General features: G+C 67.8%; 11 protein-coding genes and 1 pseudogene. 4 read left to right on the top strand and 8 right to left on the bottom strand.

Features of this window, described 5'->3' with window-relative positions:
• Window positions 1-66: 66 nt before the first annotated feature.
• On the bottom strand, window positions 67-1,902 hold the full coding sequence (locus OG735_RS02550; RefSeq protein ID WP_327321475.1) for a sulfatase: 1,836 nt from the start codon (window positions 1,900-1,902) through the stop codon (window positions 67-69).
• Between the two features lie 579 nt (window positions 1,903-2,481).
• On the opposite strand from OG735_RS02550, the gene hemC reads away from it, so the two are divergent.
• On the top strand, window positions 2,482-3,417 hold the full coding sequence (hemC, locus tag OG735_RS02545; RefSeq protein WP_327321474.1) for a hydroxymethylbilane synthase: 936 nt from the start codon (window positions 2,482-2,484) through the stop codon (window positions 3,415-3,417).
• 70 nt (window positions 3,418-3,487) lie between these two features.
• On the opposite strand, the gene OG735_RS02540 is transcribed toward hemC, so the two are convergent.
• Window positions 3,488-4,186 carry a hypothetical protein gene (locus OG735_RS02540; RefSeq protein WP_327321473.1) on the bottom strand — a complete coding sequence of 233 codons (699 nt, stop codon included), beginning with the start codon at window positions 4,184-4,186 and terminating at the stop codon, window positions 3,488-3,490.
• Between the two features lie 822 nt (window positions 4,187-5,008).
• On the opposite strand from OG735_RS02540, the gene OG735_RS02535 reads away from it, so the two are divergent.
• On the top strand, window positions 5,009-5,575 hold the full coding sequence (locus OG735_RS02535; protein ID WP_327321472.1) for a hypothetical protein: 567 nt from the start codon (window positions 5,009-5,011) through the stop codon (window positions 5,573-5,575).
• A gap of 220 nt (window positions 5,576-5,795) precedes the next feature.
• Here OG735_RS02535 and OG735_RS02530 read toward each other — a convergent pair whose 3' ends face one another.
• The 4 genes and pseudogenes from OG735_RS02530 to OG735_RS02515 form a co-directional block, all read right to left on the bottom strand.
• On the bottom strand, window positions 5,796-7,007 hold the full coding sequence (locus tag OG735_RS02530; protein ID WP_327321471.1) for a serine hydrolase domain-containing protein: 1,212 nt from the start codon (window positions 7,005-7,007) through the stop codon (window positions 5,796-5,798).
• 172 nt (window positions 7,008-7,179) lie between these two features.
• Window positions 7,180-9,005, bottom strand: a pseudogene (gene nhaA, locus OG735_RS02525) (Na+/H+ antiporter NhaA).
• Window positions 9,006-9,159: 154 nt separating this feature from the next.
• The gene (locus OG735_RS02520; RefSeq protein WP_327321470.1) at window positions 9,160-9,525 is read right to left on the bottom strand and encodes a nuclear transport factor 2 family protein; all 366 of its coding nucleotides are present in this window, start codon (window positions 9,523-9,525) and stop codon (window positions 9,160-9,162) included.
• Between the two features lie 60 nt (window positions 9,526-9,585).
• Complete coding sequence (locus OG735_RS02515) at window positions 9,586-10,368, bottom strand: SDR family oxidoreductase (protein ID WP_327321469.1); 783 nt, start codon at window positions 10,366-10,368, stop codon at window positions 9,586-9,588.
• A 103-nt stretch (window positions 10,369-10,471) separates the two neighbouring features.
• On the opposite strand from OG735_RS02515, the gene OG735_RS02510 reads away from it, so the two are divergent.
• Complete coding sequence (locus OG735_RS02510) at window positions 10,472-10,990, top strand: winged helix-turn-helix transcriptional regulator (RefSeq protein ID WP_327321468.1); 519 nt, start codon at window positions 10,472-10,474, stop codon at window positions 10,988-10,990.
• Between the two features lie 54 nt (window positions 10,991-11,044).
• Here the strand turns inward: OG735_RS02510 and OG735_RS02505 are convergent, their stop codons facing one another.
• On the bottom strand, window positions 11,045-12,355 hold the full coding sequence (locus OG735_RS02505; RefSeq protein ID WP_327321467.1) for a YhgE/Pip domain-containing protein: 1,311 nt from the start codon (window positions 12,353-12,355) through the stop codon (window positions 11,045-11,047).
• Between the two features lie 499 nt (window positions 12,356-12,854).
• Here OG735_RS02505 and OG735_RS02500 point away from each other — a divergent pair, with 499 nt between their 5' ends.
• Window positions 12,855-12,986 carry a hypothetical protein gene (locus OG735_RS02500; protein ID WP_327321466.1) on the top strand — a complete coding sequence of 44 codons (132 nt, stop codon included), beginning with the start codon at window positions 12,855-12,857 and terminating at the stop codon, window positions 12,984-12,986.
• Window positions 12,987-13,379: 393 nt separating this feature from the next.
• Here the strand turns inward: OG735_RS02500 and OG735_RS02495 are convergent, their stop codons facing one another.
• Complete coding sequence (locus OG735_RS02495) at window positions 13,380-14,882, bottom strand: glycosyltransferase family 39 protein (RefSeq protein ID WP_327321465.1); 1,503 nt, start codon at window positions 14,880-14,882, stop codon at window positions 13,380-13,382.
• Window positions 14,883-15,000 lie beyond the last annotated feature (118 nt).

Here is a 15,000-nt window from a genome sequence, read left to right as displayed (position 1 = left end):
CATCTCGTCCTACGGAGGAAAGGGGGCTCCCGAGTCGGGTCCGGAGTCGCACAGCCTGACGGGTCCTCACCGATGCTGCGAGATACTCCGGGTTGGCGCCGCCGGGGTGTGGCCGGGCTGTGGGCCGTAGGCGGTCAGGAACCGGTCGCGGAAGGAATCCATCCGCCAGACCGGGGCCTTCGGACCAGGTTTCAGGCCGTCCTGCCAGCCCCAGCCGGCAATCCGGTCCATGACGGCCGGGTCGTGGGCGACGATCGCGATGGGTACGTCCCGGCTGGCGTGGGCGCCGGTGACGATCGAGGCGGGCTGGTGGTCGCCGAGGAAGACGAGCACGGTGTTGTCGTTTCCGTACTTCTCCACGTAGGAGACGAGGCTGCTCACCGAGTATTCGATGGAACGCCGGTACTCGGTGCGCACCTGGTCGGCGTCCTTCCACACCTCCTTGGGGTCCTTGCCCTCCTTTTTGATGGTGTTGTAGACGGAGCCGTCGCCGAGCTTGTCCCAGCCGATCGTCTTGGGGATGGGCGCCCAGGGGTTGTGGCTGGAGACGAGGATGATCTCGCTCATCAACGGCTTGTTGCCCGGTTTGCCGTGCTCGAGGCGCTCGAAGGCCGAAAGGCTGTACTGGTCGGGGACGGGCGCCCAGCTGAACTTCGGGCCTTTGTACCCGAGCTCCCGGGAGTCGTACACGTTGTCGAGGCCGTAGAACTGCCCCTCCGGCCAGGACCGGGTGACGCCCGGCATGATGCCCACCGTTCGCCAGGCGTTGGCGCGCTGAAAGGCGCCGGTGAGGGTCAAATGGTCGCTCGAGGTGACGCTGCGGTAGCGCTGCTGGTTTTTGATCCACAGGCCTGACATGAAAGTGGAGTGCGCCAGCCAACTGCCACTGCCGAAGGTCGGCGAGGTGAGGAAGGCGCTTCGGGAGGAGAACCCTGCCGCGCGCAGCCGACTGGTCCCGTTGGCGAGCACCGTGCCGACCTGCGACGCCATTGCCGGGTCCTCGACCGCGCTGCGGCCGTAGCTCTCGATGAAGGCGAAGATGACGTCCTTGCCGCGCAGCCCGGTCAACAGCTGGTCGGCCGGGGTGTCGCTGAACTTGTCGACGCCGGCTTCCTTGGCGAACTCCCGCTCGTCCTTGATGCCGGCACGTACCGCCTGCGCGCGGTGCTGGGCGAGCTCGGCCGTGTTCCTGGAAGCGACCGGCACGCCGGCAATCTGCACGCCCAACGCCACACAGGTGATCCAGGCGGTCCCGAGTATCACGGTGGTGCGGGTCGCCATGGCACTGTGCCGGGCTATGAGGCGGCTCAGCCGGACGACCGCCAGCGTCATGAGGAGGAGCAGGGCGAGGACGAGGATCACGACCCCGATCACGGCACCGATTGCGCCGGCCGGGCCGACGGAGTCCTTGAGGAACGACTCGGCGTCGTCGAACAGGATCCAGTCGAGCACCAGGTCGAACGGTCGGTCGAGAACCCAGTAGAAGCCCATGTCGAGGAGGTTCAGGATGGTCACCAGGCCGAGGCCGACCCCGGCGATGACCGCTCCGACCCGCCTCGCTTTCGGCGGCAGGACGAGCAGCACGGCAGCGCCGAAGATCCCCTCCACCGGGATGCGCGCGAACGCGCCGGGCGTGAGGCGGCCGAGTTCGTTCGGTACGAGGAGGGCGAAGAGCACAAGCACGGCGGCCAGGGCGGTGGTCACCCACCCCACGGCCTGTGCCGCGGCCGGGTGCTTGCCCCGCCAGCCGCCGTCTGCGACAGCCTCGTCCGGGTCGGCCCGGTCGGCCGGGGCGTCACTGGCGGCGTCACCTGCGGTGGCGTCCTCACGATCGCCGGTGCCGTCACTCGCGGCGGCGTTCTGACCTGCGACGGCATCGTCCGGTGTCAGGCCCTCCGCCATCCTGTCCGTATTCGGACGCCGACGAGGGCGCGTGAAGAGTGACAACCCGAAGGTCCTTCCATGCGAAGCCCGGTGGTGGCACGGCGGACCAGGCCTGGGAGCTCGGGGCCGCCCTTATCTGTACGGCCTGCCGGCAGCTTTCGTTCAATCACCGGTTCGCCCAAGCGGGAAGCGTACGCACCGGTGAGGGTGAACTGGTTGGCGGGGGCGGCCTGCAGGCCGGGCAAAGCCCGGCAGGCGGTCGTGACCACCCTGGGCGACGATGGATCACCTTCGAGACCGCGGACGCGGACACATGGCTCGACACCTACAGTGGCTCTCGCCTCTCCCTCGCCTCTCCCTCGCGTACGTCGACTGCCGCCCGGGGGTGTTCCACCGCCTCATCGACCTGCCGGAGCCGGGCGGCCGGTAGGTCGCGTAGACCTGATGCCGCAGGCCATCCGGCCCGCCGGCCACCAGCCATGTGCCGATGCCCTCCTCGCACACCTGCCCGAGCAGCCCAACCCACCTGTCACACCGCCGAGATGGGCGCCCAAGCCGGTGGTACGCGCACGGATCTGACGGTCTATCGTGGGCGACATGTCCGCCCCTGAGCTGATCCGTATCGTCTCCCGCGACTCGCCCATGGCCCTGGCCCAGGTGGAGCGCGTCCGCACCGAGCTGGCCGCGCTCCACCCCGCCACCACGACCGAGGTGGTCCCGGTCAAGACAACTGGCGACAAGTGGATGGGCGACCTCTCCCTGGTCGAAGGGAAGGGGGCGTTCACCAAGGAGGTGGATGCCGCCCTCCTCGCAGGCGAGGCGGACCTCGCGGTGCACTGCGTCAAGGACGTCCCCGCCGACCGGCCCCTCCCCGCGGGCACGACCTTCGCCGCATTCCTCAAGCGCGACGACATCCGAGACGCCCTCATCCACCCCCACGGCCTCACGCTCGACGAACTCCCGGCCGGCGCAAGGATCGGCACCTCCTCCGTGCGCCGCGTCGCCCAACTCGCCGCTTCCCACCCGCACTTGGAGTGCGTGCCGTTCCGCGGCAACGCCAACCGACGTCTGGAGAAACTCGCCGCCGGCGAAGCCGACGCTCTCCTCCTCGCCGTTTCCGGCCTGGAGCGCATCGGCCGCACCGACGTGATCACGGAGGTCCTCTCGCCCGAGGTGATGTGTCCGCCGATCGGAGCCGGAGTCCTCGCCCTGCAATGCCGCGAGGGCGACACCACCCTCATCGACACCGTCAGCGCCCTCGGCGACGCTGACACCTACCGCGAGACCACCGCGGAACGTATGTTTCTTCACGTCCTCCAGGGCCACTGCAACAGCCCCATCGCCGGCTACGCCAAGTCTCATCGCAACGGAGACCTCTCCCTGCGCGCCTGCGTGTTCACCCCCGACGGCAAGACCGTCCTCAACGCCCACGAATGGGCCGGCCCCCTGGACCCCGCCACCCTGGGCACATCCGTCGCCGTCACCCTGCTGCGCCAGGGCGCACGGGAGCTGATCGACAGCATCGCCCACTGAAGATCCCCTTCAATTGCCATCAGCTGTGTGCCGGCTTGACCGTACGGGGCTGTGCGGCTCTTGGGGCGGCTCAGGTGGCGGTGGGCAGCTGGACGATCGACGCGGGTGGGACCGGAGCCGCAGGCAGTTCGAGGGGTGGCCGCGACTTCGGCGGGCCGGGGGCACCGGTGCCGGGAGCCGCGCTCCGGGTGCGGTAGGTCGCCAGCCCCCACTGCTGGTCCACGATCAGTGCCAGTCCGTGGTCGGCGAAGTCGGGCAGCAGCCGTTGGATACGTGCCTTGAGTGCCCGAAGCGTCATGGGCAGGCAGGTTGTTCCCAGGAGCAGTCTCAGATGATGGCAGCAGACGGGAGCCTGCGCTCTGGCGATCAGGTCGAACAGGAGGCGCTGGCTGGCGGTACTCCCCGCTGACCCACGCGGCTCCGGCGTGGGTGGGCGGCGTCTCAGGTCGGCATGGATGCGCCAGGCCAGCTCAGCGGCCGGTCTCTGCCGGTCGAGGACGTCGAATGCGCCGGCTGTGAACGCGGCGACGGCATCCCGCCCGTCGGGGCGCAGGACGGCGACGGGGGCGATCAAAGAGGCGGCCCGGACGAGCCTTGCCAGCCCGTCGGCCTCCGTCGTGGGCACGTCGAGCAGGATCATCGCCGGTCTTCGTTCCAGTACGGAGGCGCAGGCCGACTCGCTTCCCCAACGCACAGCGGCGCCGAGCGCGAGACCCGCTTGGCCCAGCCTCAGGGCCAACGTCGAACTCGTGGTCTCGTCGACCGACACCAACGTCGGCATGTGCGCGCGGACCGGTGGGCACGGATAGATGCGCCGTATTGTCTGGGTTTGCATCGATTAGGGCCTTGTCCTGGACGTGGTCGGTTTCTGCGGCACTCATTGCCGCTGCCGGAGAGGAATTCGGGTCATGCCATTGCGGACCGCTGACGGCGAAGGGCAGGTAGCGGCTCCCTCCCCAGCGGCAGGGAAGAGCCCGCCCGGTCAAACACCGCAAGGCTCGGCATGGGCCGCAACGAGAGTGTCGATCTCACGGGCGTGAACTACGGCGGTAGCGCACCGGGCGGGCGTGAACCGGCAGGAAGTCCGCACCGGGCCACCGGGCCACCTGTCTGGCTGTCTGACAGCTTCACGGGGCGATCCTGCGGGCCGTGAGGAGGCGCTGTCAAGGGCTACGGTCTGCGATTACGCACAGTGGTCCAGCCTCGGAGCCGGTGAGCCAACGAGCTTTCGCATGGTTGGGGTGGCGCGTCGACGAGCATGAAATCGCGTGGGCCTCACATTCGGTGTCCGGCTATCAGGGTGGTGACTTGCTGCAGTCACTTCCTGGCGACGCTGCCGGTCGTTGCTCACCCGGCAGAATCCCGCACACTATTCGGAGTTGGGCCAGGCCCTTGAGCACGGCGGCCCGAACTACCGCTTGTCGACGAGCCATTCGGCGCCCTGGACACACGACGGGGGACTGGGTGCCGGCGGCACTTCACTCGTGCCGGCAGCGCCGTACGAGATTTACCAGCTACTTCAGCGTTCTATAAACACGGTCAGTGTGGGTAGCATCCGGCATCAACACAGGTACGAGGAAAGAGAGCTGTCGTGCCGGAGAACAACCCCACCCTGAAATCCCAATATGCGAAGCAAGTTGCTACCGACATCGAGGCCAACGCGAGGGAACAAGAACGCCTCAAGTCCGAGGCTGCCGCACTGCATGACCAGCTTGAGGCGCTGCAACAGGATCACGAGCTGCTGGTGAGCATGCAGGCAACCCTCGGGGCCGCCCCTGCCAAGGACACCACAGCGGCAACGACCTCAGCGGTGCCCAGGGCGCGGCGCGCCAACGTGGTTGCCGGCACGGGCAAGCGCCCCAAGAATGGGCCGAAGAGAAAGGCCGATGCGAAGGCACAACCTGCCGGGCCGTCGCTGCGTGAACTCGTCGTCGCCCTGCTCGCCGAGCACCATGAACCGCGGTCGGCAGCCGAAGTTACCAAGGAGCTGGCGCAGGTGCACCCGGAGCGCACGGTGAACGTCACACTGGTGCGCAACGCCCTGGAAGCATCGGTCGCAAAGAACCAAAGCGAGCGCACCAAGCAGCAGAAATCCGTCTACTACAGCGCTCTCACCGGCAATCCCCCGGCGGAACAGCCGGCTCCTTCGTCCGGGTGAGACCTGGCTCGGCTTTTGACCTCCGGAGCTGACGGATTGCCCAGCGGGCTTGGGACATTGCGTTGGCTTCACGATGTGTCCCAAGGCGACGAAGCCGATGCCAATGGCCATAAAAGACGGGGAGCGGGCGCTCCGGCTGAGCACCATGAGAATGGCGCCTGCTCCCCAGAGCCGAGGGCAGATGACGAACCCGGTCAGCGCCGGCGTGGCTCCGCCGGGCTCACCGCCCCGCCGGCTGGGCGGGCAGTTTGAAGATGTGCTGCGGGGTCACGATGCTGGTGATCGCCTGGCCGAAGAGAGTGCTTGGTTCAGAGCCCTTGTAGCCGATGTCCGTGTTGAGGAGCACGACCAGGGTCGCCTTCGACTCCGGCAGGTAGACGACCAGGGACTCGTAGCCGGGCAGCGAGCCATTGTGGCCGATCCAGCCCGCGACGTTGAAGATGCCCAGGCCGTAACCGGTGTTCGGCAGGCCGCTCGGGCTCATCTTCAGGCGCTGGGCCTGCGTGGCGGGGCGGAGCAGAGTGCCGGTGGCGAGGGTGCCGGCCCACGTACGCATGTCGTTGAGGTCGGAGATCATGGCTCCGGCGGCCCAGGCCCAGGAGGGGTTCCAGTCCGTCGCGTCCTCGGTCTTGCCGGTCGCCGTCTGGTCGGTGTAGCCGTGGGCGTGCGGGGCCGGGAACTCCGCGGCCTTCGGGAAGAGCGTATGGTCCAGGCCCGCCGGTGCGAGGACGTTCCGGTTGATGTACTCCGCCAGGGGTTGACCGCTGACCTTCTCCACGGCGAGGCCGACCAGGATCAAGTTGGTGTTGCAGTACTCGAACTTCTCACCGGGCTGGAACTGCACGGGGTGCTTGAACGAGTACGCGAGCAACTCCTGCGGCGTGAACGGTCGTCGGGGGTCTGTTGTCAGTGCCTTGAAGAAGTCCGGATCCATGGAGTAGTTGAAGAGTCCGCTGCGCATACCCGCCAGCTCGCGCAGAGTGATCCGGTCTCCGTTGGGGACACCGTCCACGTACTTCCCGATCGGGTCGTCCAGGCTGATCTTGCCCTGGTCGACCAGCATGAGCAGAGCAGTCACGGTGAAGGTCTTGGTTTCGCTCCCGAGTCGCATGTTCAAGCCGGTGGACATGGGCGCGCCGGTCGCTTTGTCTGCGACCCCGAACGCGCGGACGTAACTGCCCTTGCCGGGAGCCCACAGGCCAACCGTCACGCCGGGCACGTGCGCTTCGCGCATGACTTGTGTGACTGCCTTGTCCAACTGCTTGGCCACAGCGGGAGTGAGTTGCGGGAAGTCGGACGAGGAAGTGGAGGATACGGTTGGTGCCGGGGCGGGTTGGGAGTACGCGGATTCCGCGGACACCGAGATCACCAGCAGCCCGGCCGCCACGGCGCCCGCCGCCCCTCTGCGCAGCCGTGTGTGCAAGCGCGTCATGAGCCGGCTCCCGTCACGAGAGGACAAAGCTCCAAAAGAATCGTAGGCCCTGGTCACAGGTCCAGCGACTTGAGCGATGTTCCGCGCGCACCGTGGGGAACTCCTGCCCTTCGTGCTCCCGACCCTGCGGTTGTCGCGGGCGTGGGTTCCGAAACTGTGGCTGTTGGACGAGCTACGGCTGTTGGACGGCCGCGCGCTGGCGGGCCGTTCGTACGGCGGCGGAGAGATGGTCGATGTCGTAGGCGCCGTGGTGGCGTACTCCGTTGATGAAGAAGGTCGGCGTCCCGGACACGCCGCTGTGGTCGGCGGATTCCACGTCCTCGGCCACCCGCGCGGCGCCCACCCGCTTCCGCAGGTCGCGCTCGAAACGCTGGACGTCCAGGCTGAGCTCCGCCGCGTAGCCGACCAGATCGGAGGTCTTCAGGGCGTCCTGGCGTTTGAGGAGGAGATCGTGCATCCGCCAGAAGGCACCCTGGGCGGCTGCGGCACCGGACGCTTCCGCGGCCAGTTGGGCATGGGGGTGGACATCGGTCAGGGGCAGATGCCGCCATACGTAGCGGACATCCCCGAAGTCGGCCAGGAGAGCGCGGATGACGGGTTCCGCCTTGCCGCAATAGGGGCATTCGAAGTCGCCGTACTCGACCACGGTCACCGGTGCGTCCCGGGGGCCACGGATGTGATCGCGTTCGTCGTCGACGGTCGCGGCCAGGTCGACGATGCCCTCCGTCGCGCCCAACAGTGCACGAATCTGCGTACGGCGCGGTAGCAGTCCGATCACGGCCGTGACCGCCCAGGTGAGGGCGAAACGACCGCTGCGAGGATGCCGATCTTCGCTTCTTCCAGCTGGTCGCCGGTGAAGGCGAGAGTCGCGATCAGCAGGGACACGGTGAACCCGACGCCCGCGATGGTGCCGCCGGCCGCCGTCGCGCCCCAGCCGACCGGCGGACGCACCCGTCCGTGGCTGAGCCGGCTCGCCAGCCACGACATACTGAGGACCGCAACCGGCTTGCCCAGGACGAAGGCGAGCAGGATGCCCATGGTGACCGGCGACCTCATCGCAGCCGACAGCTGCTCGGCGCCGATGGGGATGCCCGTGTTGGCCAGCGCGAACAGCGGCACGATCACATAGCTGGTCCACGGGTGGAACATCCGCTGCAGCCGTTCGTTCGGCGAGATGGCCGATGCCAGTCCCTGCCGTACCGAGCGCTCGAGCTCCGGTGTCGGCTGTTCACGGAACATCCGGAACAAGCCGCTCGCGCGCTCCAGGTCGCTACGGGCCGCCGGATACGCATACGTGAGCAGCCCGACGGCCAGACCGGTGACGACAGGGTCGACGCCGGACTTCAGCAGTGCCGTCCATGTCGCGACCGCGAGCAACGCGTACACCGGGCCTTGGCGTACACCGGCGGCCCGCACCAGCAGAACGACGCCGAAGAGGCCCAGTGCCACCACGAGGGCGGCCATGGCGATGCGGTCGCTGTAGGCGACGGCGATGACGCCGAGCGCGACGAAGTCGTCGACGACGGTGACCGTGAGGATGAAGGCACGCAGGCCCGTCGGCAGGCGCGAGCCGAGCAGGGCAAGCATGCCCAGGGCGAAGGCGGTGTCCGTGGACATCGCGGCGCCCCAGCCGTGCACCGAGGCGTGGCCGCTGTTGATGCCGAGGAAGATGGCCACCGGTACGAGCATGCCGGCGATGCCGACGAGCACGGGCAGTGTCACGCGTCGCCGCTCGCGCAGCTCCCCCATGTCGAACTCTCGGCGTGCTTCGAGTCCGACGACAAAGAAGAACAGCGTCATCAGACCGTTGTTGACCCAGTCGCGCAGGCTGAGCGACACGCCGTGGGAACCCAGCTCGATCGACAGGTGCGTGCCCCAGAAGGCTTCGTAGGAGGCCGGCCCGATATTTGCCCAGGCAAGCGCCGCCACCACCGCGACCAGCAGGAACGTGGCACTGCCCGTCTCGGTCCGCAGGAAATCGCGCCACGGCGTTCGCATGTCGTCGCCGCAAACGGTCTGCCCGGACAGGCCGGGAGCCGCTGAAGGTTCGGTCACTTCGTGATTCTCTCCCGCATCCAGCGGTTGGGCCTGCTGTCGCGCATTCGTCACCGTGTCGCACGCCGGGTCGCATTGGCCCGACACGCCTCATGTCTCAGGGTTCGATGACGAGCAGTTCGATGTGGCCGCCGCGGAGCGTGAACTGGTAGCGCAGATCGACGACCCCGCCCGGGAAGTTGCCTTCGAGGCGGTGAGTGGCGATGTAGCGGGTGCCGTTGACCTCTTGGGCACCGGTGAGCTCGATGGTGTACGTGTATTCGCCGGCGGAGCGAGTCAGCCACTTCTCGATCGCTGCGCTGCCGTTGTAGGTGTGGCCGTCGTCGATCACCGTCGCGTCAGCGGCGAACGAGGTGATCGCGGTGGCGGTGTCGTGGGCGCGATGGGCCTTGAGGTAGCGGGTGATCGCCTCGGGGAGTGCGGTCGGCTCGATGGGCCGGCCCTCGGCCTGGTTGGCGTTCATGGCTGTCCTGACTGTGGTTGTCGGCGTGTTTCAGACGGCGTGGTCTCAGGCCGCTTGGTTTCAGACGGCGGGGGTGGTGCCGCCGTCGATGACGTGTTCGGCGCCGACGATGGCGGAGGCGCGGTCGGAGACGAGGAAGGCAACCAACTCGGCGACTTCCTCGGGCCGGTTGGGGCGGCCGAGCGGAATGCCTCCGAGCGAGTCCATCAGCTGCTCCAGCGCCGCTTCGGGAGCGATGCCGGCGTTGCGCGCGATCCGGTCGACGAGGTCGTCGGCGGCGGTGGTCTGTACGAAGCCCGGAGAGACGGTGTTGACGCGCACTCCGTGCGGGGCGACCTGGTTGGCCAGGCCCTTGCTGTAAGTCGTCAGCGCGGCCTTGGCGGCGGCGTACGCAAGGGTGCCGTTCCACAGAGGCATGCGGCGCTGGATCGAGGAGACGTGCACGATCGCCCCCGTTCCGGCTTCGATCATGCCGGGCAGCAGGCCGCGGTCGAGGCGCACGGCGGCCAGCAGATTGGTGTTGAGTTCCTTGGCCCAGTCGTCCTCGCTCAGAGCGGCGAAGCCGCCGGACGGCGCGTCGGACCCGCCGAGATTGTGCACCAGGATGTCCACGCCGCCAAGGCGCTCGAGCGCAGCGCCGACGACGCCCGCGGCCCCTTCGGGGGTGGACAGATCTGCGCCGACAAAGAGCGTGGGGTCGAGGTCATCGGGCTTGCTGCGGGCCGTCACCAGCACGGTCGCGCCGGCCTGGCCGAGGCGCTCGGCGATGGCGGCGCCGACGCCCTTGGTGCCGCCTGTGACCAGAGCACGCCTGCCGCCGAGGGATTCACTGAGAGGGGACATCACACGGGATCCGATCCCGGGCACGGGCTTGCACAGCACCGCTCCCGTCGTAACTGCTAAAATAGAAGCTAGTAACTTCTACTTTAGCAGCAACTCATTGGGGATGGTCACCTTGGCGAGCCGGATCAGGCTGGAGGACCGCGAGTGCCCGCTGTCCACGACGGTGCAGCACGTCGGCGAGTGGTGGACGCTGCTGATCCTCCACGACGCATTCGACGGGTACACCCGCTTCGACCAGTTCCAGGACAGTCTGGGCATCTCTTCGAGCATGCTCACCGCCCGGCTCAAGACCCTGGTCGCCGACGGCCTGCTGGAACGCCGCCCGTACCGGACCAACCCCGTACGCCACGAGTACGTCCTCACCGAACTGGGCCGCTCCCTGCGCCCGGTGATCGTGGCGCTGGCCGCATGGGGCAATGCCCGCCTCGACCCGTCCCAGCGCAGCATGATCCTTGTGGACGCGAAGAGCGGCGAGGAGGTCGAACCCGTAGTGGTCGATGCCGTGACCGGCCACCGGCTCGATGACAGTGACGCATACAGCTTCACCGCGGGCCCCGCCGCCAGTGACGCAATGCGCGCCCGTTACGCCAACAACCCCGAAGGTCGCAGACGACCGGCGTAGCCGCGCGGGGGCGAGGCGTGCACCGGCGCCCCCGGCGCCGGTCGGTCAGCAGAGTCAGCTGCTCGCCGTGGGTTGCTCGGCGGGCTCGGGCACGATGCGGTGCAGCCCCTTGCGGTCGTAGTACGTGGTCATGGCGAAGCCGAAGAGCAGGGCGGCCACCAACCCGATGCCCATCATGGTCCAGCCCCGGGTGAGGCCGGCATCGGCGCGGGCGTCGAAGTACAGGATCGCCCGGACGCCGTCGGTGAGCTGGCGCATTGGCTCGAAGTAGGACAGCACGCGATAGAAGGTGGGCAGTGCCTGCAGCGGGATGGTGGCTCCGGAGGACGGCAGCGACAGGGCGATGAAGACAAACATGCTCATCAGCTGCCCGATCCCGCCGAACGCGGCGTTCAGGGCCTGGACGCCGACCCCCACCGTGGCTGAGGCACACACCGAGAAGAGCCAGAGCAGCGGGATGTGGGAGGCGTTCATCCCCAGGATCGCGACACTGGCGAGGAGGATCAGACTGGACGTCAGCAAGGACAGTGCGGCCGACATCGCGCAGGTGACCATGAGCGTCTGCGTGCGCGAGATGGGCACCGTGGGCCGCTGTCTGCGCAGGGGCCCGATCTCGCTGGCCGCGTAGCCGAGGCCGACGTCGACGCTGTTGCTGATCACGTTGCCGCCCAGGAAGCCGACCAGCACCAGCAGCAGCGTGTAGTAGAAGGCACTCAGCCCGAGGCCGCTGTGCGTGCCGATCGGATGACCGACCTTCACTGCGACCGAGACCGGATCAGCGAGCAAGAGCCGCTCGGCGTTGGTCACTTGACCGTCTCGGGTCTGGAGGCGCTCAGTGAGCGAGCGGCCCAGTTGCTTCGATGCGGCGTGTGCTGCCTGTTGGGCGATCGAGGTGGCCAACGACGCGCCCAGGCTGCCGGCGGAGGGATTGGTCAGCACGGTCATCGTCGGTCTGGCCGGGGCCTTTTGCCCGGTGGTCTCCAGCGCAGCCACCGAGGCGGAGAAGTTCTGTGGCACCTCGAGGACGCCGTACAGCTTGCCCGAGGCCAGACCGTCTCTGGCCTCGGCCGCGTCCAGCACTCGCCAGGAGACCTGGTCCCTGGGGTCGGGTGAGGTCCTGATGCCCGCGGTGATGCGCGCTCCCAGGTTCACCCGCTGTCCCATCACCGTGGCGCCCCGGTCGGCATTGACCAGCCCGATGGGCATGCGATGCAGATCGCTGCGCGGGTTGAGGATGCCGCCCAAGTAGATGAGGGAGAGCAACAGGGACACCACTCCGACAATGACCGTGGGCAGCACCCAGATCTTCGGGTTCCGCAGCACCCGCCCCGCGGTCGTCCCCGGCGGGTGTTGGTTCGAAGGCATGACTCTCCTCGGGAAAACAGCCGGTGTGCTGAATGTCCGCACACGGCCTTTTGCGACAGTTAAGTGAGGCCCGTCGGCGACGGCGAGACGCCTCGCCGGGTCGCTCGCGGGACGTTGTCGGCGGCGGAGTGCGGAGCCGAGGTCGCAGGCGCCGTTCCGGTTGCATGAGAGCCGACCAGTTGACGGTGGGCATGCGGCGGCAGATCGAGAACCTGCTCATCCTGGCGGGTGGTGAGATCCCGGAGCCTCACACCGAGCCCATGCGTGTCGCCGGCCTGCCGCGCGAGGCCGCCTGGGAAGTCGAGGAATTCCGGCGGATCGAGAGGCACGCTCTGGACGAGACCAGCGTGGAGCCCCGCGTGATCAGCCGGATCAGCCACTTCCCGGCGGAGCCGCTGGACAATGCCACTCGGCTCTCCCCGACGAGGTCGAAGGTCATCATCCGATCCGAGCTTGTCACTGACGGCCTGTTGGTGGAGATCGAGGACCGCGGACTGAGGTGGCCCCCGAGAGTTACGAGGAGAATCAGGGAAAGCCGCTCGACGCCCGCTCCCGCGAGGACGTCCACGGTGCCCAGCTGTCGCTCCTGGACGTGTTCATCGCCAATGCGGAGACGGTAACTTCCGGCTGACGGTCATGAGGTGCGGTGGCGGGTTCCGCGGGAGGAGCGGTCCGCGTCCCGGGCCCGCTCCCGCGCCTTGTTCAACGCCGGTGCGGGCAGTGCGCTGCGGCCCTCGGTCTCTCAAGGTGCCCGCTTGTTCATCCAGGACGTGTCTTCGCCGCTGACTCCTGCGCCGTCGTGCTTTCCAGTCGATCCAGGAGGCGAGCGCAATGAGCGATATAGGAGCACCAGGAAGAACCACATGACTTGATGGTGCAGCAGTCGGCCGGCGCAGGCCAGATCCGAACGTACCCGGACTCTGCAACGTGAGGCCGCGAACGGGGCGTGCATGCTGGGGAGTTGGTGCACGTCACCTGCGAGACGACCGCCTCACCCTCACGACGCCACCGCGGACGACGGGCGCTACACCTTTCGTTGGAGCAGAGCCACGGTCAGACCCGAGAGGCGTTCCGTCCCGTAGTTCTTGTACAAAGTGCGCAGCACCCATGCCTGACTTGCCGGGACCGCATCCAGCGGATCCGGCTTGTTGCCCGGAACCACCAGCCAGATCCGGCTCTCGTCCTTCAGACACCTGGCCGGCTCCAGGCAATAGACCGGAAACAGCTCGTCGTTGTCGGCAGCCGGCGTGGCCAGGAAGACTTCCCGCATCTTCACGTCCCGCGGAAGGTAGTAACGAACCCCCTGGTCGAGCATCCAGGCCGGGCCCTCCCTGTTGTAGACCACCGCGTCCCCAGGGCGGTGGTACTTCATGATGACTTCCGCGGCTCCCACGTAATCCGTTGGTACGTCGTCGTGGTGTGCGTACTCCTCTCTCAATTTGTGCTGGTCAGAGAGTACGAGCAGAGCGATTGCGGTCAGGGTTGCCGTGACGGCCACCCGGGACGTCGCCGCCGCGGCGAGCCCGGCCCCCGCCAGCACCGCCCAGGCCGGCAGGGTGAACAAGAGGTACTGGAAACGGAAGTAGGAGATGTCTCCGAGGGAGGCCACCCACACCACCAGTGGGGGCAGCACGGCCAGGGCGGCGCACAGCAGGAGGGCGTCGCGGCGCTTCTTGGGTGCCACCACCGCCAGCGCGATCACCGCTCCGGCACACAGGCCCGAGGCGAACACCTTCGGCCAGATATCGACCAGACCCCACGCGTCCGGCCGAGGGACGTACCAGAGCTGCTGGGACACCTGCGACCTGCCCGACAGCACCACCGGGATCACGCAGGCCGTACCAGCCAGGACCGCGAGGCAAAAGCCCCACAGTGCCCAGCGCTTGTGCCGAGCTCGCAGGACCGTTGCGACCAAGTGCGGCAGCAGGACGGTGAGCGCCACCAGATGCAGCAGTCCGATGACCGCCACACAGAGGGAATACCCTGCCCAGCGTCTCCAGCTTCGAGGCACGTCCAAGGCCCGGAGCAGCAGGAGTGTCGCCAGGCCGACTGCCAGGACCACCAGGGCATAACTGCGGGCCTCCTGGGCGAACCGGCTCACGGCAGGGATCAGGGCGAACAACAGTCCGCCGCACATCCCGGCACGTCGGCCGAACAGCCTATGCCCGATCAGTGCCACAAGAGCAGCTGTTCCGGCCATGGCGAGCGCAGAGGGCAGGCGAAGGGCCAGGGGTGAATCTCCGAAGACCGTCATCCACCCGTGCATCAGAACGTAGTACGTGCCGTGCACCGCGTCCACGTTGTGCAGGGTGGCCAGGATTTGCCCGAAGCTGCGCTTGGCCACGTCCCAGGTGACCAGCTCATCAGTCACCAACTGCGGGGCGTCGATGCGGAACCCGGCCACTGCCAGGGTGGCCAGCGTCGGCCACAGCCACAGCCACAGGCCGGCCGGCCACCTGGTGGGTGGTTGCTGCGCTTCGTTCGGCTGAACCTCTGCACCTTCAGTGGAACGGGTAAGAATCGCCATGGGACAGCCATATCGCCGCCGCGAAGCCTCCCGGGCCAGCCACAGGGCCGTGGAGCCGCATTTCGCCCGATCGAGTGCGCAGGCATGCCGACCGCGCGGCGGGACGTCGTACGGCGGC

It is taken from the genome of Streptomyces sp. NBC_01210 (assembly GCF_036010325.1).
Taxonomy (GTDB): Bacteria; Actinomycetota; Actinomycetes; order Streptomycetales; family Streptomycetaceae; genus Streptomyces.
The sequence above is the reverse complement of the archived record's forward strand: the minus strand, read 5'-3'. Positions and strand labels throughout refer to the sequence as shown.